The organism is Sporomusa sp. 246TCP1 (genome assembly GCF_057319775.1).
This window is the reverse complement of sequence record NZ_CM170492.1, coordinates 4,424,391-4,446,102: the sequence shown is the minus strand read 5'-3', so window position 1 is coordinate 4,446,102 and position 21,712 is coordinate 4,424,391. Positions and strand designations below refer to the sequence as shown.

Below are 21,712 nucleotides of genomic sequence, written 5' to 3'. Positions count from 1 at the left end.
GGGAAAAATGACAGGTTTTTCGTCAAAGAAAAGTAAGCTTAAAAAGCTAATAGCCTGGATAGCGCTAGGTGTATTTAGTTTGCAGCCAGCCCTTAGCGGGGCTCAAGTGGTAGCCGATACTAGTGCAGCAGCTAAAAATCAACCTACCATAAACAGCGCTCAAAACGGTACGAAGGTCGTACAAATTACCACACCGTCAGCAGCTGGGATCTCGCGTAATCTATATCAACAATTTGATATAGATAGTAAAGGACTTATACTTAATAACTCATTTGCATTAACCAAGACTCAACTTGCAGGGTACATACAAGGCAATTCCAAGCTAGCAGGCGGTTCCGCCCGTATCATCCTAAACGAAGTTACCGGTAAAAATATTAGTAACCTTGGCGGTTACTTAGAAGTAGCCGGTCAACGGGCAGATGTAATTATTGCCAACCGTAATGGTATTGTTGGCAATGGCTTTGGCTTCATTAATACAAGCCGGGGAGTTCTTACCACTGGCGCGCCCGTATTTGGTGGCAGCGGCAGTCTGGACGCATTTCGCGTCATCGGTGGTAATATAAGTGTAGAGGGAAAAGGCATTAATGCGACCCAAACTGACCGTGTTGATCTAATCAGCCAGGCAGTCAAAGTCAACGCTGGTATCTGGGCCAAAGAACTTAACGTGGTAACAGGCAGGAACAATGTTGAAAACAACACCCTAACCACCCAAACTATCTTTGTCGACATCCCTCCAATCCATACTTTGGAAGGGGAACGTCAAAAGTATGTCCCCCAAACTATCTTTGGTGACAACAATCAACCCCAAGTTGCTCTTGATGTTAGCGCCTTAGGAGGAATGTTTGCTAACAAAATAAAACTGGTAGGTACAGAACGCGGCGTGGGCGTAGCCAGCAAAGGCACATTAACAGCCACGAGTGGGGATCTCATCCTAAACAATAAGGGTAAAATAACGTTGGGTGGCAAGATTACTGGCAGCGGTAACATAACTATTAACTCTGCGGATGACATAAAATCCACGGGAACAGTTGTAGCTGGCAACACTATCAAAGTAGAAAGCAATTATATGAACAATACCGGGACACTAAAAGCTGACAGTCTGACCATAAATGCGAAAACAATAGCCAATACCGGTGGCTCCGCCATGATGGCAGGCAACAAAAATATTACGCTTAACGCTTCAAATTTGATAGTAAATAAAGATGACGCCACCATTTTTAGCAAGGGAAATATCATAATCGGCGGCATTGACAAACGAAAAAACGGACAACCGGTTGACAGGGCCAAGGCGGATGACATAAAATCCACGGTAATAGTTGTAGCTGGCAACATTATCAAAGTAGAAAGCAATGATGTGAACAATACCGGGACACTAAAAGCTGACAGTCTGACCATAAATGCGAAAACAATAGACAATACCGGTGGCTTCGCCATGATGGCAGGCACCAAAGAATTTAGGCTTAACGCTCCAAGTTTGATAGATAATAAAGATGGCGCCACCATTTTTAGCTCGGTTCTGAATCAGTCGGCCACGATTAAAGCTAATGGTAATATAACCATACATGCTGATGATATAACGAATAAGAGAGCTGTTATTACCGCAAAAAATATTCAGATAACCACCAGGCAGGATATAGTCAATCAAAATAGCAAAATAACAGGGGATATAGTCAACCTTGTTGCTGGTCTTGATATCAAGAATGAGACAACAACCAATGTCGTCAAGACAGGAAATAAAATACAATACGGAAGTAGCGAAAAGACAATAGCCGGACAAACAGCAGAAATAAGCGCAACCGGTGATATAACGCTCGCTGCTGCCCGGGATGTACAAGTCGTCGGCGGGCAATTAACGGCAAAAAAAAATATAACCATTGATGCCGGACGCAATTTAAACATTAGTACAGTAGCCACAAATGAAAAAACCATTGCAAAAAATTATCTGCATGATATAACTACCAATATAGTCAGCAACATCCAAGCCGATGGAAAAATAACCATGGCAAGCAAGCAAGATGCCAATCTAAGTAGTGCGCAAATAGAGGCGGGTAAAGACCTCACCCTCAAATCAACCTCCGGCAATATTAACATTAACACAGTTAGCGATAAAGAAACCCTAGATGAAAAGACAGGTTCAAGCAAGAACTGGACCAGAAAAAGTCCTTATGATGAAATCATAATCAACAGTAGTCTGCAGGCTGGCGGTAATATTAATGTTAGCGCAGTAAACCAGCAAAATAAGAATAATACAAACGGCGGTAACATCAATATTGCAAGCAGCGATATATATAGTGATACTGGTGCAATTAAGATCAATGCAGATAAGAATGTAACCATCCAAGAAGCTACCGAACAGCACGTATCACGGGTACAAACTCATAAGAAAAAAAGACGTTTATTTTCATCCAAAACAACAGATAAACTCGACTATTCCTTAACGAACGAAGTAGAAGGCAGCAGCATCTCCGGTGAATTAGTAGATATTAACTCAGGTAAAGACCTTACGATAAAAGGAAGTAACATTGTTGGAACAAAGGATGTCACACTCCATGCCGATAGCGATGTAAACCTTACCATTGCTAAGGAAACCGGTGTTGACGGACACTACAAAAAAGTTAAAAAATCCGGTATTTTTGGCGGTGGCGGCTTATTCGGCATCACAATCGGAAAGCAGTCAACAACGACAACGCTGGACGAACAAGTTAAGGCCGAAATAGGCAACGCCATAGGTTCCGTTACTAGTAACGTCAATATTACCGCCGGCAACAACGTTAAGAGTGAAGGCACGCTTATTACCAGTGGTAAAGATACCAATATTACCGCTAAAGATGTCACCATTGATAACAGCATCAATACTTACGATAGCCAATACAAATATGAATTCAAACAAAGCGGACTAAGCATTTCCTTAGGTGGCGAGCTTATAAATGCTGGAACTAGTTTGGCAAGCAACATAGAAAACGCAGGCTATGTACAAGACAAACGACTTAAAGCACTCTATGAATACAAAGCAGTAAAAGATCTAAACACACTAAAAAATCTTAACAAAAATCTTAACAACATAACTAAGGGGTTAAACGTTAACATAAGCATAGGCAGTAGCAAAACAACCATGGAACGAACTATCCACGAGGAAACAGTCAACATGTCTAGCCTGACTGCAGGTGGAAATGTTTCTATCAAAGCTACTCATGAGGATGTCAACCTTGACGCTACAAGCATAAACGCAACCAATGTAAAACTAGATGCAAAGAAAGACCTAAACATCGGATCAGCCCAAAACATAGAGAAGACTAACACCAACAGCAAATCAAGTTCAACATCTGTAGGAGTTTCTGTTTCACCATCAGGTAATGTTAGTGGAGCAAGCATCGGTGGAAGTTCCAGCAAAGGAAAAGAAAATGAAGAAATCAGCACATATACCGAAAGCGTAATCATTGCCAACGATACTGCGATTCTAAAATCTGGTAAAGATGCCAACATTCTCGGCTCCCAGGTCAAAGGCAAAAACGTATTGGCCGCTGTTAGCGGCAACCTCAACATAGCTAGCCAGCAGGACACCGCTAACTACACAGCGAAGAATCAAAATGGTGGGATTAGCATTGGTATTGGTAAAGATAGTACCACCCAGGGTTCTGTCAGTACAGGCAAAACCAACTCTGACTACAGCAGTGTTATTGACCAGGCAGGTATTTACGCAGGACAAGGTGGCTTTGCTATTTATGTTGGAAAGAACACCGACCTGAAGGGGGCAGTTATCTCCAGCGATGCTACGCCGGATAAGAATAAAATCTCTACGGATACTCTTACTTACTCGGATATTCAAAATAAGGCGGAGTACAGCGCGAGCAGTACAGGTGTTAGCTACGCAGCAGGCAAAGATGTAAAGGATAAAGATAAAGGTCTTACTCCTAATATCGGTGTAACTGCTAATGGCGATGCTAGCAGTTACACCAAATCAGCGATTGCTAATGGTACGATTGAAATACGAAGCAATCCAAACCAAGATATCAGTGGTTTAAGTCGTGATACTGCTAATGCAGTGAATGCTTTAGACAAAATATTTGATAAGAAAACGGTTCAAGAAAAGCAAGAACTAGCTAAAGTATTTTGTGAAGAAGCTTTTAAAGCAATTGGCGAATTATCTAGAAATCAACAAGATAAAGCGGATATTGCCTGTGGATTGGCTGATAAGTATGATGAACAGGCCAAAAAAGACCGTGCTAATGGAAATATAGAAAAGGCTGAAAAAGATGAAAAACTAGCACAACAATATAGGGATATACAATCACAACTTGCTCCATGGGGTGAAGGTGGAACAAACATAACAGCATTACATGCTTTGATTGGTGGTCTTTCCGCTGAGCTAGGTGGAGGTAGCTTCTCTTCAGGTGCTGTTGGCGCAGGAACTGCTGAGGCAAGTAGAAATATTCTTAAAAATTTATCGCCAGATTTACAACAATGGGGTAGTGCCATAATTGGTGCTGCAGCAGCAAAAGTAATAGGAGGCAGTGCTGATACAGGAGCTGCTACTGCGGTATCAGGAACAGCTAATAATGACCTTGCTCATAGAGCGAGTGGAATAGCAAAGGGAATAGTTGATGGCCTAAAAAGTGATGTAGAAGGAATTTACTTTGTATTTGCCAATCCGAAAGAAACGATAGATGCCATTAAAGATACAGCAGGGGCAATATATGTTTTAGGAAAAGAACAAGGATTTGGCGCAGTCTTTAAAGAGATAGCAAATGCAATAGGTGGGGATTGGCTATCACAGTACAATAACCTTCAAAGTGCTTTTTCAAATGGAAGTATTGATGAAAACACTTATGATTATCGTGTGGGAATTTTATCAGGCGAAGCAGCGTACTTCATTGCAAGTACCGTTCCAGAACCTGAAAAATTAGCGGTGAGTCCAAAGTTAGTAAGTAAACTTGAAAAAATTAGCAAAGCGAGAAATGTTGAAGTCACAGCAGATAGGATAAAAAGAGTTGAAGTAACTGGTGAAGCTCGTAGATATTGGACTCAAGCAACTGAGGTTGGTGGTATTAAAGTTTATCAGAGAAATGATTTGATAAACCCAAATCTTGTAGATGATTATGGCAGAACAAATTTACAAAGAATGCAGCAGGGAATTGCTCCCATTGGCCCAGATGGTAAATCTATAAATTTGCATCATATGACCCAAACGAATGATAGTGCAATAGCTGAAGTTACTCAATCTTTCCATCAGGAAAATACAAAGGTAATACATATTAACCCTAATACTATTCCATCTGGAATTGATAGAAATGCATTCGACGCTTGGAAGAAGAATTACTGGAAGAACAGAGCAACCGATTTTAAGTAATAGGGGGAATTCACATGAGTTTTAGAGATTATGAAGATGCAATAAAGCTAATCGAAAAGAATAGTGAAATGACCAATTTTATAGGGGGAATATCAGAGGCATTAATTAGGAAAGCAGAGAAAAGATTGAATTTATCTTTTCCAAAAAGTTACAAAGAGTTTCTACTTAAGTTTGGAGCAATTTGTTTTGGAGCGGAAGAGATTTACGGAATTGTTAGAGAGGATTTTGATAATTCGCGAGTCCCAGATGCAATTTGGTATACTTTAGAAGAAAGAAAAAAGATTAATTTACCAGATCATTTACTTGTTATTTACGATACGGGAAGTGAGGAACTCTTCTGCTTGGATTTTAGTAAACAAAATTCTGATGGTGAACTTAAAGTAGTTGTATTTGTTCCTGGGGTTGATTTGGAATACCAAAAGTATGAAGTTATTTCAAGTGATTTTGGTGAATTTTTGCTTCAAAGAGTTAAGTTGGAATTGGAAATTTCATAGAAATGAAAACATAGTATATCAAAAGTATAAAGTATATTTGTTAAATAAAAGGAGAGGTCAACGGAAAAAATCCGCTGACCTCTCTCTTTATCTCAGGTGTCGTCTAGTGATTAAAATAGCAGTTGGATAAGATTACCTATTAATAATTCCTAAAAATCAAATCTGGTGAATCAGAAGGACTTTGACTCATTATTGCCACAAAACGGACAACTACCACCATAGCCATTGCCGGAGCAGTTGCCACAATAAGTACCGCCACAATCCTTACATTTCATCAAAGAACCAAAATAAGGTGCATCACTACCACAATTCGGACATTTTCTTACATTATCGTACATTAATAAAACCTCCTTTGTAATAATAATTTTAATATATCACCTGTCGTTGATGACGAAAACGGAGTTTTCGTCACAGAGGTTCTTTTATGTAATTTATCATGAATCCAGTAAAATCAAGGTTTTATTGAATCTGACTCATTAAATAATAATCAAATATGCATCAGTCTATCATCAGAGTTACCATAGTGACTTCTGATGATTTTTTATTAACGGGTACAATAAAATATATTACCAGATGAAAATCGTACAACAGAGATCACCCGGTAAGCTAATGACAAATCTCTGTCACATGTCACACTGTCACGGATAAAAATTATTTTTATAAAAATCACCAAAATGATGTTACACTTTCCCGGTTTTGTAATATTTAAATATTAAATTTAAAAAACGGAAAAATAGTTATTAATAGTTACACCAGCCGCCAATATATAAGGATTTTAAAAATAACAGCAGTTCCCAAACCATAAAAGGAATTAATAAAGTATCCTGTTCCTTCATAGTTCTCTTGTAGTTCTCCATTTGTTCCTCTTGTTTAAGAGAAACCTTTTGTCTTTTATATTTATACCGTCACAAAATAATAATTATTTACGCACCCCAATACAATCAGAGCCATATTTCATAATATTTGAGGTAATTTCTTATCAAATACAACAAGAGCATTTAAAATATTTTTAATAAAAGTGTAATTTTTATGTTACACATCCCATATTTTGTAATATTTATATATTAAAATAAAAAAAGGAAAAACAGTTATTTATAGACGCGGAAATAGAAAAAATATATAAATAAAAGAATAAATGACAGTGCGAAGCGAAGCGGAGCACTACGCGTTAATAAATTCCTACCGTTTGAGTTTATTATGGACGATTCACCACCACAAAAAAATAATAAATAATCAAAATCAAACGGAGGATTATACCATGAAAATTAAAAGAAAACCCTTAACACCTGAACAACAAGAAGAATTAGATAGAAACTGGGAATATATGTGTAGTCTCATTCTATCCAAGTTCTCCGGTAAACTCGTCACTCCGGAAGAATATGAACAGGAAAAACGCGAACGCCAAGAAAGAGATGAACGATTCAAACGTCTTATTGAACAAGAAGAAAATATCAACAGTTGGAAACAACTAGACTTTGAAACCCTCAATACCTTACTCATTAAGTACAAACTAACCAATGACGAAACCTATTTTATCCAAGTATGGGACAAATACCTCAAAGACCTTACCCAATCTTACCTTAATAAATATGTTATTCGAGGACTTACCGTTACCGCCAAACGATTATTTTTAGTTGACCATCAATATTACCACCTGCAAGATGTACTTTATCCCGTATTGATAAAAGCCATACACCAATGGACACCCAATGACCGAACCAGAAATACAAGAGACATCGCCGCGTATTATAAACAGGCAGTACGTAATTTCACCGGCAATATCAATAACCGCTATAACCATAAAACGTATCAAAATCTATCAATCAAGCAACTCGATTTTAACAATGAGGAGGAATTGATCATGTTACTACAGGCCGAACCCACTTTAAAAGAGCATTTTGAACATCGCGCCAATTTAGACGTAATCATGATGGACAAGTACGTTGAAACCTTTATAAAAACCAAACTCACCAAAGAACAAAGTATGTTATTGGGTTTACTCATAACAGAACGACTACCGATCACGGAAATCGCCAAATACATGAAAACCAGTCGAATGACGGTATACCGCAAAATCGAAGAAATCAAAACACTATGGCAACAATACGAAGAAGGGAGCAACTAACATGAGAGAACCAGATATTTGTCCAATTTGCAAAAAAGACTTTAGGGGTCAACCGAAGAGTAGCACCAAGTTAACCCAACACCTTCGCAAGAAAGAAGACCCATTTCACCAATTATTGAGTCGATATACAAAACGTTGGCCAGCAGCACCATATTGGATATGTATGAGAGACCTTAAACCCCAGTTAGATCAACTAGTCGAGAAATATGGATTACCAAAGCATTATAGCGAAGAACATGTAATTCACGAAGAAGACCCGAATTTAGAAATGACAGACAACTGGGACGACATAACAGGCAAATAGACTTTACAGTTTTCACTATCCGCAGAAAAAAATAACCTTAACAGCTGACGCCACAAAGGATGTCCCATAAATCACGGGACATTTTTTGTGGCACTCTCAAGTATCACACTTATATTGTGTTACTTTGGAAAAATAATCACGAATATAAACAGCAGTTACCTTCGTATAACATTTCAATATTCTTCCATAGAATCCGTTTACGATGAATGTATTACAATATATAATAATTATATAACAAGGTACGTTAAATCTAGGGGTGAAGCTATGGAATTTGTTGAACCAATACGTAATAAGAAACAGATAAACGCATTAAAAAACTATTTACGAGGACAGAATATAAGAGATTATTTACTCTTTGTCCTCGGAATCAATAGTGGACTTAGAATATCGGATTTACTAAAACTCACTGTCGAAAATGTTAAAAATCAAGCTAGAATAAGCATTAGAGAACAGAAAACAGGCAAAATGAAAGATTTTCCCCTCTCCGAAACCTGTAAGAAAGCAATCAATGAATACCTGAAAACAACCAATATAACTGACGGTTATTTATTTACCAGTCGTAAAGGTAGCAAGCCCATAACCAGAGTACAGGCATACAGGATATTGAGTGAAGCAGCCAAAACAATAGGAATAACGGAATCAATCGGAACACATACATTACGAAAAACATTTGGATACCACGCATATATAAATGGCACAGATATAACCAGAATTCAAAAACTCCTCAATCATTCAGCGCCAAGTGTGACATTATCATATATTGGCATCACCAAGGAAGAATTAGATAATGTTTACATAAGTCTCAACCTATAAATTGTAAGTGGGAGGTTTTATATTGCTGACACAAAAAAAATATCAACAATGGATTGAGGATATAAGAGAAAGTCATTTTCCGTTACCAGATATAATAATCAAGGATATGGATAATTGGCGACATAGATCAATACTGGCAAGAGCATTGTTTAGAGTAAAAAAATATGCACCTGCTATAGAATTGTTTAAATCAATACTTGATGTTGAAGTAAATACGGAAGAAAAAGATTGTTTTAGTCTTTCCGAGGTAGAGGATAGGGTCTGGTGTTTAATGGAATTGGCAATGTGTTTATGGGAAGTAACAGGAAAGCGCAAGGAGGCACTACTTTATTGTCATGAAGCGTTGCTATTTATTAATAGGTATCCGAAGCAATTTAATTTTATGGATAAATGTGAAGTCTGGAGCGAAATCCAAGACTTTATTTTTTTTACGTCAAGGAAAAGGGTTAGAAAAAGCAAAAAATAGTGTAGTGGTGAGGCGGTGGCGATAAAAATAGAATTTTAACTGTTACAAGTGTAAAATTTACCCATCGACTGTCACTTTACACCTTTTTTAATCAAAATAAGACCTATATATTAAAATAATTAATAACTGATTCATACAGGCGATGATATTACACTTGATGGCAAAAAGAAATGAAGTGGCTGTTAAAATTTTACATGCAATATTAGTTTTACACTTCTAGATGTAAAGTTTAAAGGTATGGTAATTTATATAAAACATCATATAAACGGTATCCATAGTGACACTGAGTGATTGAATAATTATCCGTTAGCAATAGCGGATTTTTTTAATGTCCGAAATCTCATCGACAATATATAATTAAACAAATTATGGAAGATTGTGTAAGGAGTGGGGATTGATGAAGGAAGAATATAAAAAACGATATCGAGAGATAGGGGAAAGAATAGTCTTTTATCGTACTAGACGAGGAATGACACAAGAAGACCTGGCGATACAAGTAAACTGTAGCGCGAAGTATATTGATCAAATTGAAAACTATGACATGAATAGTGAATTTTCATGGTCGGTCAACCTGTTATTTGATATTTCTGATGCCTTAGAAGTTGATGTACTCATATTCTTGGGATGCCTTTAAACCTTTGTCAGGACATTGACAGAGGTATTTTTTATTAAAAAACCATTTACGCATGAAAATCGATTGGATACGATTAAAAACAAAGAAGGTGTACCATGAACGCCAATTTTTATCCGATAAATCCCAAGTGTGGCATATGTAAAAAATTCTATTCACCCAAGGATGATGATGATTCAGGATTATGTCCGAAATGTAGACCAGTAGATTGTCCGCCATTAATTAATAAACAAAAATTCAATATTGAAGATATTATTGAACCAGGTCCTTATGGCGTTAGGATTACGCAAATGATACCAGCTATAAAAAAGGCAATAGAAGAAGATTCAACAGAGAAATTCAGATTACTCCAGAAGGTTTATTTTTATACCTTCAATAAATCCTTAAAGTATCTTACGAAAGGGGAGCGAGCATATATCGAGAATCACCTGATGCATCATTAAAAAAATATTTACACCAGCTACTTATACAAATAGGTAGTTAGTGTAAGGATTTTTTTATCCTTATAGTCGGTCACGTAAAGACATGGATAGGCTGCCGCACCCTTGCGGGCTAGTAATAGCTTACGCTCTTCTACGAAGGTTGCCGGTATGATTTATGATGACAAGTTAAAGGAAAGTGATGCAAATCATACAAAAACAACAAATGGCCTATTGTGGTATCGATACCCATAAGAATACGCATACCGCAAAAGTCATTGACTGTTGGATGAAACCCCTTGGAGAAATAACCTTTGAGAATCGACCAGGAAAGTTTGATAAATTTATTCATGATATTAAGAAAATCACTGGTTCATTAAACCCTATTTTTGGACTAGAAGATACCAGAGGCTATGGACGCAATCTAGCGATATATTTAACAGGGCATAAATATATCGTAAAACATGTAAATCCTGCGTATACCAACTCCGCTAGATTAAGCGCACCCACTGTTTTTAAAGATGATGACTATGACGCTTTTTGTATTGCCAAGACGTTACGCGATATGACTGATACTTTACCAGATGCCAATCATCAAGACATATTTTGGACAATCAGGCAATTAGTAAAGAGACGTGATTCCTTGGCTAGAAGTGCAAAAATGCTGCAAAATCAATTACACACGCAACTCATGTGCAGTTATCCAAGTTACAGGAAGTTCTTTACCCTGATCGATTGTACCACTGCGTTATATTTTTGGGAGCATTATCCTTCTCCGAAACATCTTGAAGGGATTACTCCAGAAGCATTAGGAAAAGAACTGCGTGAGATTGGTAGAAATGCCTGTTCAACTAGAAAAGCGCAAAATATATTATCTCTGATTGAATCAGATGGTGATATACAAAAGGAATATCAATCAGAACGGGACTTTATCGTCAAAAGCATGGTACAGGAAATACGCTATAAACATGCATCAATCAAGGAAGTAGATAAACAATTGGCGATTATACTACCTCAAACAGGTTACAAACTAGAAACCATGCCAGGAATTAATCTTAATACTGCTAGTCATATTATCTCTGAGATTGGCGATATTAACCGTTTTCCTAATGCTGATAAACTAGCAAGGTTTGCGGGAATAGCACCTGTGCTATTTTCCTCAGCTGGAAAAGGTAAAGAACAACGAAGTAAACAAGGCAATCGCGTATTAAATGCTACATTATATTTTTTGGCGGTTCAATTAGTATCAGCTAGAGGTGGAAAACCAAGAAATAAAGAATGCTATGAATACTTTCATCGTAAAGTCAGTGAAGGCAAGAAGAAGTCTCAAGCGATTACCTGTATCCAAAGGCGGTTAATCAACATCATATATGGGATGATGAAGAACAAGACAGAGTATGTTTTAAAGGATTAATTTGGAATTTGTTGAAATTTAATAAAAGGTAAACACGCTAAGTTTATGACCTTTGACAAGTAAATGGGATTTATTTTGATTATTTTTCTATCTTATGAAGGGTGCGGTTATTAGCAGCGATGCTACGCCGGATAAGAATAAGATTAGTACCGATACATTGACGTACTCGGATATTGAGAATAAGGCAGAGTATAATTCAAATAGTATGGGAGTAAATATTGGAATCGGCAGTAACGGAAGAATCAGGTTGACACCGAATATTGGTATGCTTGCCAGCGGAGATGCGGATAGTACTACGAAATCAGCTATTTCTCCTGGAACTATTGAAGTTCGTAGCAATCCAAATACAAATATTAACGGACTCAGTCGTGATCCCAGTGGAGCACTAAATGCTTTAGGCAAGATATTCGATAAGAAGACAGTTCAAGAGCAGAAAGAATTAGCCAATGTATTTAGTGAAGTAGCATTTAATGAGTTAGGTACATTAGCGATAAAAAATGGCTGGTTAGATGGTGGACCAGAGAAAACTACAATATATACTGTACTTGGTGGTTTGGTTTCTAAACTTGCTGGTGGTAGTTTTGCTTCAGGTGCAGCAAGTGCTGGAGTTAATGAACTTCTTGCAAATGAGTTATTAAAGATTCAAGATCCTAATTTACGACAACTGGCTAGCTATATTGTTGGTAGTGCTGCTGCAAAAGTAGCTGGTGGCGATGCACAAATTGGCGGTAGTGTCTCAGTTAGTGAGACGAAAAATAACCATGATGGAGTGCATGAGGTACTCATTAATGGAACTACATTCTTTCTAGCATGTGTTACTGTCCAGATAATAAACGGACAGAAGCAATTAGTTGTGGCTGGTCAAGCCATAGCAACATGGGCTTCTGATACTGGAACATGGATAGCTAATGAGGCAAGCAGTGCATGGGATGATTTGGTTCTTTGGGCTGGTGATGGAACGCCAGGCAATAATCAGGCTCAAAATAAGCAGGCAAGGGATGCTGCGAATAAACATGGTTTAAACAAAGAGCAGAAACGAAAGCTACATGATGAAATAACAGGGCAAAATTATACTTATAAAGAAATTGAGGAAATCGCGGAAGCTATAAAAGAAGGAAACTTATGAGGTGTTCTATGAAGAGGAAAATAGAAGAAAGAATGAAGATGCTTTTGGGTCAACCATTTCTTAGTATAGGGAGAGCGGGAAATCTTCTATGGCTTTGTTTTGGTAAAAATATTGCCGTCAAGGATAGAAATGGTAATGAAAAAATTAAAAGTACCTACGCTTTAAATGTTCAATGTGCATGGAGGTTAAGAAAGGAAAGTAAAATAATAGTAGCATCCGGCGATTTTTATCTACCAAAGACAGGTATGAGTGACGATAATGTTTTCGAATGGGATAAAATTGGGGCTAATAGATTTGATGAAAAAATAGATGAATTTAAAAAGGCTCTAGAATCAAAAGTGATTGTTACGGAAGTATCTGCTGATGAAATAGGTGGGTTATACATTAATTTTGACTCAAAAGTTAAATTGGAATTATTTCCTAACGATTCTCTTGAAGATGAATTTTGGAGATTTATAGAGTTTAATGGTCAAAATAGTGAACATTTAATTGTCTTTGATAAGGAGTAGTTTTCATAAAAGAGAGGTCAGCGGACGTAAAATCCGCCGACCTCTCTTTGGTGCGCCCGGCACGGGCGCAGTCTAACGGGTGAAAATCCCAAGTGCGGGTTGATAGTGCCAAGCACAGAAAGATACAAGGGGACGGTTATTAAGGCCTCAATCGGAAGTTTTGCGCGCAAAAAGGCTCAACTAACAGCTCCCAGCTGCCAGTTGAGCCAACAGTGTCAAGGGGACGGGGTCATTGACAAGAATAAGAGAAAGAAATAAGATAAGGATGGGGGTGAAAGCATGCCAAGAACAGCAAGAAAGAAGAGTAGAAGCGGAATTTACCATATAATTATAAGAGGAATAAACTGGCAGACAATTTTTGAAGACGAAGAAGATTGTGTCCAATTTGTTGAGGCGCTGAAACGATATAAAGAAAAAAGCGGATATGAAGTTTATGCATATTGCTTGATGGGAAATCATGTACACCTGTTGATGAAGATAGGAATAGAGCCATTGGAACAAGTAATGCGCCGACTATGTGGTAGCTATGTATATTGGTATAACAATAAATATCAGAGAGTAGGTAATCTATTTCAAGATCGATTTAAGAGTGAACCAGTAGAAGATGATCAATATTTTCAAACAGTACTAAGATATATTCATCAAAATCCAGTTAAAGCGGGACTGGTAAAACACGTTGAAGAATATAAATGGAGTAGCTTTCACGAATATGTAAATCAAGCAAATTTGGTCGATAAAAATTTTCTACTTGAAATGATAAGTGACGACAGAGAAAAGAGAATACGAAAGTTTATAGAATATACTAACGATGTAAGAGATCATGAATGTTTAGATATTGATAATAATGTCAGACAACGAATAGCGGACGAAGAAGCAAGAGTTATAATAAAGACGGTATGTAACTTGAAAAATGTGATAGATTTACAGCAACTTGATTGCCAAACAAGAAATACGTACTTAAGAATACTTAAGCAGAAGCATAACTTATCAATTCGACAAATTGAAAGACTCACAGGAATTAATAGAGGGATTGTTTTAAAAGCATGAGTAAAGTGTCAGTAACCCCGTCCCCTCGACACTTTTGATATCAAGAATGAGACAACAACCAATGTCGTCAAGACAGGAAATAAAATACAATACGGAAGTAGCGAAAAGACAATAGCCGGACAAACAGCAGAAATAAGCGCAACCGGTGATATAACGCTCGCTGCTGCCCAGGATGTACAAGTCGTTGGCGGGCAATTAGCGGCAAAAAAAAATATAGCCATTGATGCCGGACGCAATTTAAACATTGGTACAGTAACCACAAATGAAAAGACCATTGCAGTAAATTATCTGCATGATATAACTACCAATATAGTCAGCAACATCCAAGCCGATGGAAAAATAACCATGGCAAGCAAGCAAGATGCCAATCTAAGTAGTGCGCAAATAGAGGCGGGCAAAGACCTCACCCTCAAATCAACCTCCGGCAATATTAACATTAACACAGTTAGCGATAAAGAAACCCTAGATGAAAAGACAGGTTCAAGCAAGAACTGGACCAGAAAAAGTCCTTATGATGAAATCATAATCAACAGTAGTCTGCAGGCTGGCGGTAATATTAATGTTAGCGCAGTAAACCAGCAAAATAAGAATAATACAAACGGCGGTAACATCAATATTGCAAGCAGCGATATATATAGTGATACTGGTGCAATTAAGATCAATGCAGATAAGAATGTAACCATCCAAGAAGCTACCGAACAGCACGTATCACGGGTACAAACTCATAAGAAAAAAAGACGTTTATTTTCATCCAAAACAACAGATAAACTCGACTATTCCTTAACGAACGAAGTAGAAGGCAGCAGCATCTCCGGTGAATTAGTAGATATTAACTCAGGTAAAGACCTTACGATAAAAGGAAGTAACATTGTTGGAACAAAGGATGTCACACTCCATGCCGATAGCGATGTAAACCTTACCATTGCTAAGGAAACCGGTGTTGACGGACACTACAAAAAAGTTAAAAAATCCGGTATTTTTGGCGGTGGCGGCTTATTCGGCATCACAATCGGAAAGCAGTCAACAACGACAACGCTGGACGAACAAGTTAAGGCCGAAATAGGCAACGCCATAGGTTCCGTTACTAGTAACGTCAATATTACCGCCGGCAACAACGTTAAGAGTGAAGGCACGCTTATTACCAGTGGTAAAGATACCAATATTACCGCTAAAGATGTCACCATTGATAACAGCATCAATACTTACGATAGCCAATACAAATATGAATTCAAACAAAGCGGACTAAGCATTTCCTTAGGTGGCGAGCTTATAAATGCTGGAACTAGTTTGGCAAGCAACATAGAAAACGCAGGCTATGTACAAGACAAACGACTTAAAGCACTCTATGAATACAAAGCAGTAAAAGATCTAAACACACTAAAAAATCTTAACAAAAATCTTAACAACATAACTAAGGGGTTAAACGTTAACATAAGCATAGGCAGTAGCAAAACAACCATGGAACGAACTATCCACGAGGAAACAGTCAACATGTCTAGCCTGACTGCAGGTGGAAATGTTTCTATCAAAGCTACTCATGAGGATGTCAACCTTGACGCTACAAGCATAAACGCAACCAATGTAAAACTAGATGCAAAGAAAGACCTAAACATCGGATCAGCTCAAAACATAGAGAAGACTAACACCAACAGCAAATCAAGTTCAACATCTGTAGGAGTTTCTGTTTCACCATCAGGTAATGTTAGTGGAGCAAGCATCGGTGGAAGTTCCAGCAAAGGAAAAGAAAATGAAGAAATCAGCACATATACCGAAAGCGTAATCATTGCCAACGATACTGCGATTCTAAAATCTGGTAAAGATGCCAACATTCTCGGCTCCCAGGTCAAAGGCAAAAACGTATTGGCCGCTGTTAGCGGCAACCTCAACATAGCTAGCCAGCAGGACACCGCTAACTACACAGCAAAGAATCAAAATGGTGGGATTAGCATTGGTATTGGTAAAGATAGTACCACCCAGGGTTCTGTCAGTACAGGCAAAACCAACTCTGACTACAGCAGTGTTATTGACCAGGCAGGTATTTACGCAGGACAAGGTGGCTTTGCTATTTATGTTGGAAAGAACACCGACCTGAAGGGGGCAGTCATTAGCAGCGAGGCTACGCCGGATAAAAACAAGATTAGCACCGATACTCTTACTTACTCGGATATACAGAACAAGGCGAAGTATAGTTCAAGCAGTACGGGAGTTAATTATAATAGTAGACTTACTCTAGGTATGAAATTAGGTGATTTAGGTCTTACTCCAAATATCGGAGTAACTGCATCTGATGATGCAGATAGTACCACTAAATCAGCCATTTCTCCAGGAACAATAGAAGTACGTAGTAACCCAAATCAAGATTTATCTAAACTTAGTCGTGATCCAAGTAAAGCTTTAAACGCATTAAATAAGATATTTGATAAACAAACAGTTAAAGAAAAACAGGAATTATCAGCTTTATTTGGAGAAATTGCATTTAGTGAATTACACAAGATTAGTGAAGAAAAAGGGTGGAAAGATGGCGACCCTGAGAAAATTGCACTTCATGCAGCTATAGGAGCTATTATGGCTCAAATGGGTGGAGGAGACGCTCTATCTGGCGGATTTAGTGCAGGTGTAAATGAAGCACTTTCTAAAGAGTTATCTAATATAAAAGACCCCGCACTACGCCAATGGGTAAGTTTTGTGGTAGGTGCTGCCGCCGCTGAAATTGCTGGTGGAACACCTGTTACAGGAGGAGCAACAGCTTCGAGTGGTACTAAGAATAATAATCTTGGAGTTGCTGTAGTTGGAGTAGTTGCAATTCCAGGGGTAGGAGAAGTTGCTATATTAGCTGGCGGAGCTATATTAGTTGGTGGAGTAATATATGAGGCTGGTTCATGGGTTTATAATAAGTATTTAAGCTATAAATATGATAAAGCTGTAGAAAATAGTGAACCAACAGAGAAACATACTGTGGTGGATGGGAAAAAACTGCCTAAGACTGGAGAACCAAATTCTTCTGCTGATATACTAAATCCAGATGGAAGTGTAAAACAGAGAAGATATTACGACAAAGATGGTAATGCGGATTGGGATATAGATTATAATCATACTGATGATGGAACACATACATTTCCTCATAAACATAAGTGGGGACCAGATGGGAGAGGAGAACCAGAGTGATATGAATAATTACGACTATAAATTATTGATGGAAGATTTATCAGATGGACGCGAAATTGAGTTTACATACAATGACATTTTATACGGAATTGTTCACTTTTCTGAGGGGTGGTATTTTGTAGCTGACAGTAAGAGAGTAAGTGAATACTACAAGAACCCGCTAGAGTTAGTAAAAACAATAAGTGTCGATGGAAAAAGTCTTGAAGAATTATTTAATAGTGGTAAAATACCGGACGAAGGATTCTATGTTTTGTAAAACTACATCTTTTCTTAGAGAAGTTAATACATAGAACTCATGACAAAAAGAGGTCAGTGAACGAAAAATCCGCTGACCTCTCTTTTCACCTCAGGTGTCGTCTAGTGAACAAACAATAATTGGATAATATTACGTATTGATAGTTTGCAAAAATCAAATCTCGTGAATCAGAATGATTTAGACTCATTACTGCCACAAAACGGACAACTACCCCCATAGCCATTGCCAGAATAGTTGCCACAAGAAAGTGTCAAGGGGACGGGGTTATTGACAAGAATAAGAGAAAGAAATAAGATAAGGATGGGGGTGAAAGCATGCCAAGAACAGCAAGAAAGAAGAGTAGAAGCGGAATATACCATATAATTATGAGAGGAATAAACCGGCAGACAATTTTTGAAGACGAAGAAGATTGTGTCCAATTTGTTGAGGCGCTGAAACGATATAAAGAAAAAAGCGGATATGAAGTTTATGCATATTGCTTGATGGGAAATCATGTACACCTGTTGATGAAGATAGGAATAGAGCCATTGGAACAAGTAATGCGCCGACTATGTGGCAGCTATGTATATTGGTATAACAATAAATATCAGAGAGTAGGTAATCTATTTCAAGATCGATTTAAGAGTGAACCAGTAGAAGATGATCAATATTTTCAAACAGTACTAAGATATATTCATCAAAATCCAGTTAAAGCGGGACTGGTAAAACACGTTGAAGAATATAAATGGAGTAGCTTTCACGAATATGTAAATCAAGCAAATTTGGTCGATAAAAATTTTCTACTTGAAATGATAAGTGACGACAGAGAAAAGAGAATACGAAAGTTTATAGAATATACTAACGATGTAAGAGATCATGAATGTTTAGATATTGATAATAATGTCAGACAACGAATAGCGGACGAAGAAGCAAGAGTTATAATAAAGACGGTATGTAACTTGAAAAATGTGATAGATTTACAGCAACTTGATTGCCAAACAAGAAATACGTACTTAAGAATACTTAAGCAGAAGCATAACTTATCAATTCGACAAATTGAAAGACTCACAGGAATTAATAGAGGGATTGTTTTAAAAGCATGAGTAAAGTGTCAGTAACCCCGTCCCCTCGACACTTATGGACTAGGTAATTTACAGAAGGTATTTAGTTCTGAGGAAGTTGCTAATGCGTATCAGGGAATTCGAATTATAAATAAAAAGTATGCAGGGCAAGTTTATGAATTAGAGGGTTCATTAGCTAACAAGTATCCTAATGGTGTAAGATTTACAGAAGATGGTTTTCCTGATTTCCGTTCATATGCAAAAGTAGAAGTAGAAGTAAGGGGAATGAAAGGAAATGCAGGTAGTGATATGGATGCCGCAAATAAGGCGGCGGGATTTACGAAGACACCAGAAGGATATACTTGGCATCATGCGGAAGATGGACAAACGATGCTTTTAGTTCCAAGGGATTTGCATAGAGCAGTAAGCCATACTGGAGGTGCTGCGTTACTTCGCAATGGAAGAATTATTCAGTATGATTGAGCTTATACTATGTACAATATTAAGGAGGGGCGATTGTGATTGATTTTAAAAAGAGTAAGGTTGCTTTTGACAAGAATGCGATTGAGGATTTCGAGAAAAATAATGGATTTAAGCTACCAAAAGAATATATAGAATTTTTGGAGACGTATAATGGTGGGAGACCTGAAGCGAATATAGTAAAATTGAAAGGATGTGAAATTGAATCATTTCTGATAGACACATTTTTTGGAGTGAATCTAGATAGCGATGATGATATTGTATATCAATTCAACGTTTTAATTAACCGGATTCCTAATAAATGTGTACCAATTGCAGATGTGGAAGGAGGGAATGTTATATGCATGAATCTTTCTACAGAGAAAAGCGGTTATATATATCTGTGGGATCATGAACTGGAATTGTTATATGGAGAAGGTATAACAATTGATAATATGTATTTTGTTGCAGAGTCATTTACGGAATTTCTTAACATGATAGAGCGACATAATCCTGTGAATACAGATTTGAGTGGATATGAAATAAGAAGTGTGAAAATATTAGATCCTGAGTTCTATAAAAAGATAAAACAAGAACAAGGTATTTAAAATCGAGAAGGATACTATAAAATTCAAAAAAGAGAGGTCAGTGGACGTAAAAATCGCTGATCTCTCTTTTCATCTGAGCCTAAGTGTCAAGGGGACGGGGTTATTGACAAGAATAAGAGAAAGAAATAAGATAAGGATGGGGGTGAAAGCATGCCAAGAACAGCAAGAAAGAAGAGTAGAAGCGGAATTTACCATATAATTATAAGAGGAATAAACTGGCAGACAATTTTTGAAGACGAAGAAGATTGTGTCCAATTTGTTGAGGCGCTGAAACGATATAAAGAAAAAAGCGGATATGAAGTTTATGCATATTGCTTGATGGGAAATCATGTACACCTGTTGATGAAGATAGGAATAGAGCCATTGGAACAAGTAATGCGCCGACTATGTGGCAGCTATGTATATTGGTATAACAATAAATATCAGAGAGTAGGTAATCTATTTCAAGATCGATTTAAGAGTGAACCAGTAGAAGATGATCAATATTTTCAAACAGTACTAAGATATATTCATCAAAATCCAGTTAAAGCGGGACTGGTAAAACACGTTGAAGAATATAAATGGAGTAGCTTTCACGAATATGTAAATCAAGCAAATTTGGTCGATAAAAATTTTCTACTTGAAATGATAAGTGACGACAGAGAAAAGAGAATACGAAAGTTTATAGAATATACTAACGATGTAAGAGATCATGAATGTTTAGATATTGATAATAATGTCAGACAACGAATAGCGGACGAAGAAGCAAGAGTTATAATAAAGACGGTATGTAACTTGAAAAATGTGATAGATTTACAGCAACTTGATTGCCAAACAAGAAATACGTACTTAAGAATACTTAAGCAGAAGCATAACTTATCAATTCGACAAATTGAAAGACTCACAGGAATTAATAGAGGGATTGTTTTAAAAGCATGAGTAAAGTGTCAGTAACCCCGTCCCCTCGACATCTCTTAGCCCAGTGTAATGGGAATTGCAGCAAGTGCAAGGGGAAAAATAAATGTTCCGGATAGAAGAAACCCCAGAGTTCAATTCAGAACTCTGGGGTTTCTTACTTGTGCTCTTATTTAGACATATCAGCCGGGTCGGCAATAGCGATGTCGCCTTCTTCGCCGGTACGGATACGGACGGCATTGGCAACAGGATAAACAAAGATTTTGCCATCACCGATTTTTCCGGTTCGGCAAGCCGTTTTAGCAGCTTCAAGCACCCGTTCAACCGGTACTTCACAGACAACAATTTCGATTTTCACTTTGGGAACTAAGTTAATGCTGTACTCTTGCCCACGGTATACCTCAGTGTGGCCTTTAGTTAGGCCGCAGCCATAAACTTGCGTTACGGTCATACCTGTGACGTTAATTTTTTTCATGGCTTCTTTAAGTTCCTCAAGTTTTTCCGGGCGGGTAATGATGTCAATTTTGGTAATTGGTCTCATGATAAGTTCCTCCTTTTTCTATATACAGCGTGTTAAAGCTTTTTGCAGGCAGAT

Annotated in this window: 20 protein-coding genes; 18 read left to right on the top strand and 2 right to left on the bottom strand. The window is 37.5% G+C overall.

The window, feature by feature from the left end; all coding sequences use genetic code 11:
* The first annotated feature begins 7 nt into the window (after positions 1-7).
* Positions 8-5,347 carry a two-partner secretion domain-containing protein gene (locus AC1ECB_RS21010; protein ID WP_485665612.1) on the top strand — a complete coding sequence of 1,780 codons (5,340 nt, stop codon included), beginning with the start codon at positions 8-10 and terminating at the stop codon, positions 5,345-5,347.
* Between the two features lie 14 nt (positions 5,348-5,361).
* On the top strand, positions 5,362-5,841 hold the full coding sequence (locus AC1ECB_RS21005) for an SMI1/KNR4 family protein (RefSeq protein ID WP_485665611.1): 480 nt from the start codon (positions 5,362-5,364) through the stop codon (positions 5,839-5,841).
* 170 nt (positions 5,842-6,011) lie between these two features.
* Here AC1ECB_RS21005 and AC1ECB_RS21000 read toward each other — a convergent pair whose 3' ends face one another.
* Positions 6,012-6,179 (bottom strand): hypothetical protein, encoded by a 168-nt coding sequence (locus tag AC1ECB_RS21000; RefSeq protein ID WP_485665610.1) that lies wholly within the window; start codon positions 6,177-6,179, stop codon positions 6,012-6,014.
* Positions 6,180-7,099: 920 nt separating this feature from the next.
* Here AC1ECB_RS21000 and AC1ECB_RS20995 point away from each other — a divergent pair.
* The 16 genes from AC1ECB_RS20995 to AC1ECB_RS20920 all read left to right on the top strand — a co-directional run bounded on the left by AC1ECB_RS20995 (position 7,100) and on the right by AC1ECB_RS20920 (position 21,141).
* Positions 7,100-7,966: a helix-turn-helix domain-containing protein gene (locus tag AC1ECB_RS20995; protein WP_485665609.1), complete on the top strand. Its 867-nt coding sequence runs from the start codon at positions 7,100-7,102 to the stop codon at positions 7,964-7,966.
* Between the two features lies 1 nt (position 7,967).
* Positions 7,968-8,270: a hypothetical protein gene (locus AC1ECB_RS20990; RefSeq protein WP_485665608.1), complete on the top strand. Its 303-nt coding sequence runs from the start codon at positions 7,968-7,970 to the stop codon at positions 8,268-8,270.
* A 264-nt stretch (positions 8,271-8,534) separates the two neighbouring features.
* Positions 8,535-9,083, top strand: coding sequence for a site-specific integrase (locus AC1ECB_RS20985; RefSeq protein WP_485665607.1), 549 nt, complete (start codon positions 8,535-8,537; stop codon positions 9,081-9,083).
* Between the two features lie 22 nt (positions 9,084-9,105).
* Positions 9,106-9,549: a hypothetical protein gene (locus AC1ECB_RS20980; RefSeq protein WP_485665606.1), complete on the top strand. Its 444-nt coding sequence runs from the start codon at positions 9,106-9,108 to the stop codon at positions 9,547-9,549.
* A 397-nt stretch (positions 9,550-9,946) separates the two neighbouring features.
* Positions 9,947-10,183, top strand: a complete 237-nt coding sequence (locus AC1ECB_RS20975) for a helix-turn-helix domain-containing protein (protein WP_485665605.1) — start codon at positions 9,947-9,949, stop codon at positions 10,181-10,183.
* A 95-nt stretch (positions 10,184-10,278) separates the two neighbouring features.
* Positions 10,279-10,623: a hypothetical protein gene (locus AC1ECB_RS20970; RefSeq protein ID WP_485665604.1), complete on the top strand. Its 345-nt coding sequence runs from the start codon at positions 10,279-10,281 to the stop codon at positions 10,621-10,623.
* 178 nt (positions 10,624-10,801) lie between these two features.
* The gene (locus tag AC1ECB_RS20965; RefSeq protein ID WP_485665603.1) at positions 10,802-12,013 is read left to right on the top strand and encodes an IS110 family RNA-guided transposase; all 1,212 of its coding nucleotides are present in this window, start codon (positions 10,802-10,804) and stop codon (positions 12,011-12,013) included.
* 94 nt (positions 12,014-12,107) lie between these two features.
* Complete coding sequence (locus tag AC1ECB_RS20960; protein WP_485665602.1) at positions 12,108-13,139, top strand: hypothetical protein; 1,032 nt, start codon at positions 12,108-12,110, stop codon at positions 13,137-13,139.
* 8 nt (positions 13,140-13,147) lie between these two features.
* Complete coding sequence (locus tag AC1ECB_RS20955; protein WP_485665601.1) at positions 13,148-13,648, top strand: hypothetical protein; 501 nt, start codon at positions 13,148-13,150, stop codon at positions 13,646-13,648.
* 279 nt (positions 13,649-13,927) lie between these two features.
* Positions 13,928-14,695 carry an REP-associated tyrosine transposase gene (locus AC1ECB_RS20950; RefSeq protein WP_485665596.1) on the top strand — a complete coding sequence of 256 codons (768 nt, stop codon included), beginning with the start codon at positions 13,928-13,930 and terminating at the stop codon, positions 14,693-14,695.
* Positions 14,696-14,734: 39 nt separating this feature from the next.
* The gene (locus tag AC1ECB_RS20945; RefSeq protein ID WP_485669376.1) at positions 14,735-17,860 is read left to right on the top strand and encodes a hemagglutinin repeat-containing protein; all 3,126 of its coding nucleotides are present in this window, start codon (positions 14,735-14,737) and stop codon (positions 17,858-17,860) included.
* Between the two features lies 1 nt (position 17,861).
* The gene (locus AC1ECB_RS20940; RefSeq protein WP_485665600.1) at positions 17,862-18,116 is read left to right on the top strand and encodes a hypothetical protein; all 255 of its coding nucleotides are present in this window, start codon (positions 17,862-17,864) and stop codon (positions 18,114-18,116) included.
* A gap of 314 nt (positions 18,117-18,430) precedes the next feature.
* On the top strand, positions 18,431-19,198 hold the full coding sequence (locus AC1ECB_RS20935; protein ID WP_485665599.1) for an REP-associated tyrosine transposase: 768 nt from the start codon (positions 18,431-18,433) through the stop codon (positions 19,196-19,198).
* 243 nt (positions 19,199-19,441) lie between these two features.
* On the top strand, positions 19,442-19,639 hold the full coding sequence (locus tag AC1ECB_RS20930; protein ID WP_485665598.1) for an HNH endonuclease signature motif containing protein: 198 nt from the start codon (positions 19,442-19,444) through the stop codon (positions 19,637-19,639).
* Between the two features lie 35 nt (positions 19,640-19,674).
* Positions 19,675-20,223 (top strand): SMI1/KNR4 family protein, encoded by a 549-nt coding sequence (locus AC1ECB_RS20925; RefSeq protein ID WP_485665597.1) that lies wholly within the window; start codon positions 19,675-19,677, stop codon positions 20,221-20,223.
* A gap of 150 nt (positions 20,224-20,373) precedes the next feature.
* A complete protein-coding gene (locus AC1ECB_RS20920) occupies positions 20,374-21,141 on the top strand; it encodes an REP-associated tyrosine transposase (protein ID WP_485665596.1) in 768 nt (255 codons plus the stop codon).
* A gap of 145 nt (positions 21,142-21,286) precedes the next feature.
* Here AC1ECB_RS20920 and AC1ECB_RS20915 read toward each other — a convergent pair whose 3' ends face one another.
* Positions 21,287-21,658, bottom strand: a complete 372-nt coding sequence (locus tag AC1ECB_RS20915; protein WP_094604490.1) for a P-II family nitrogen regulator — start codon at positions 21,656-21,658, stop codon at positions 21,287-21,289.
* Positions 21,659-21,712: the final 54 nt, after the last annotated feature.

Coding starts and splice junctions, on each gene's coding strand:
- AC1ECB_RS21010 (WP_485665612.1), top strand. CDS start 8: ATGACAGGTTTTTCGTCAAAGAAAAGTAAGCTTAAAAAGCTAATAGCC.
- AC1ECB_RS21005 (WP_485665611.1), top strand. CDS start 5,362: ATGAGTTTTAGAGATTATGAAGATGCAATAAAGCTAATCGAAAAGAAT.
- AC1ECB_RS21000 (WP_485665610.1), bottom strand. CDS start 6,179: ATGTACGATAATGTAAGAAAATGTCCGAATTGTGGTAGTGATGCACCT.
- AC1ECB_RS20995 (WP_485665609.1), top strand. CDS start 7,100: ATGAAAATTAAAAGAAAACCCTTAACACCTGAACAACAAGAAGAATTA.
- AC1ECB_RS20990 (WP_485665608.1), top strand. CDS start 7,968: ATGAGAGAACCAGATATTTGTCCAATTTGCAAAAAAGACTTTAGGGGT.
- AC1ECB_RS20985 (WP_485665607.1), top strand. CDS start 8,535: ATGGAATTTGTTGAACCAATACGTAATAAGAAACAGATAAACGCATTA.
- AC1ECB_RS20975 (WP_485665605.1), top strand. CDS start 9,947: ATGAAGGAAGAATATAAAAAACGATATCGAGAGATAGGGGAAAGAATA.
- AC1ECB_RS20970 (WP_485665604.1), top strand. CDS start 10,279: ATGAACGCCAATTTTTATCCGATAAATCCCAAGTGTGGCATATGTAAA.
- AC1ECB_RS20965 (WP_485665603.1), top strand. CDS start 10,802: ATGCAAATCATACAAAAACAACAAATGGCCTATTGTGGTATCGATACC.
- AC1ECB_RS20960 (WP_485665602.1), top strand. CDS start 12,108: ATGAAGGGTGCGGTTATTAGCAGCGATGCTACGCCGGATAAGAATAAG.
- AC1ECB_RS20955 (WP_485665601.1), top strand. CDS start 13,148: ATGAAGAGGAAAATAGAAGAAAGAATGAAGATGCTTTTGGGTCAACCA.
- AC1ECB_RS20950 (WP_485665596.1), top strand. CDS start 13,928: ATGCCAAGAACAGCAAGAAAGAAGAGTAGAAGCGGAATTTACCATATA.
- AC1ECB_RS20940 (WP_485665600.1), top strand. CDS start 17,862: ATGAATAATTACGACTATAAATTATTGATGGAAGATTTATCAGATGGA.
- AC1ECB_RS20935 (WP_485665599.1), top strand. CDS start 18,431: ATGCCAAGAACAGCAAGAAAGAAGAGTAGAAGCGGAATATACCATATA.
- AC1ECB_RS20930 (WP_485665598.1), top strand. CDS start 19,442: ATGAAAGGAAATGCAGGTAGTGATATGGATGCCGCAAATAAGGCGGCG.
- AC1ECB_RS20920 (WP_485665596.1), top strand. CDS start 20,374: ATGCCAAGAACAGCAAGAAAGAAGAGTAGAAGCGGAATTTACCATATA.
- AC1ECB_RS20915 (WP_094604490.1), bottom strand. CDS start 21,658: ATGAGACCAATTACCAAAATTGACATCATTACCCGCCCGGAAAAACTT.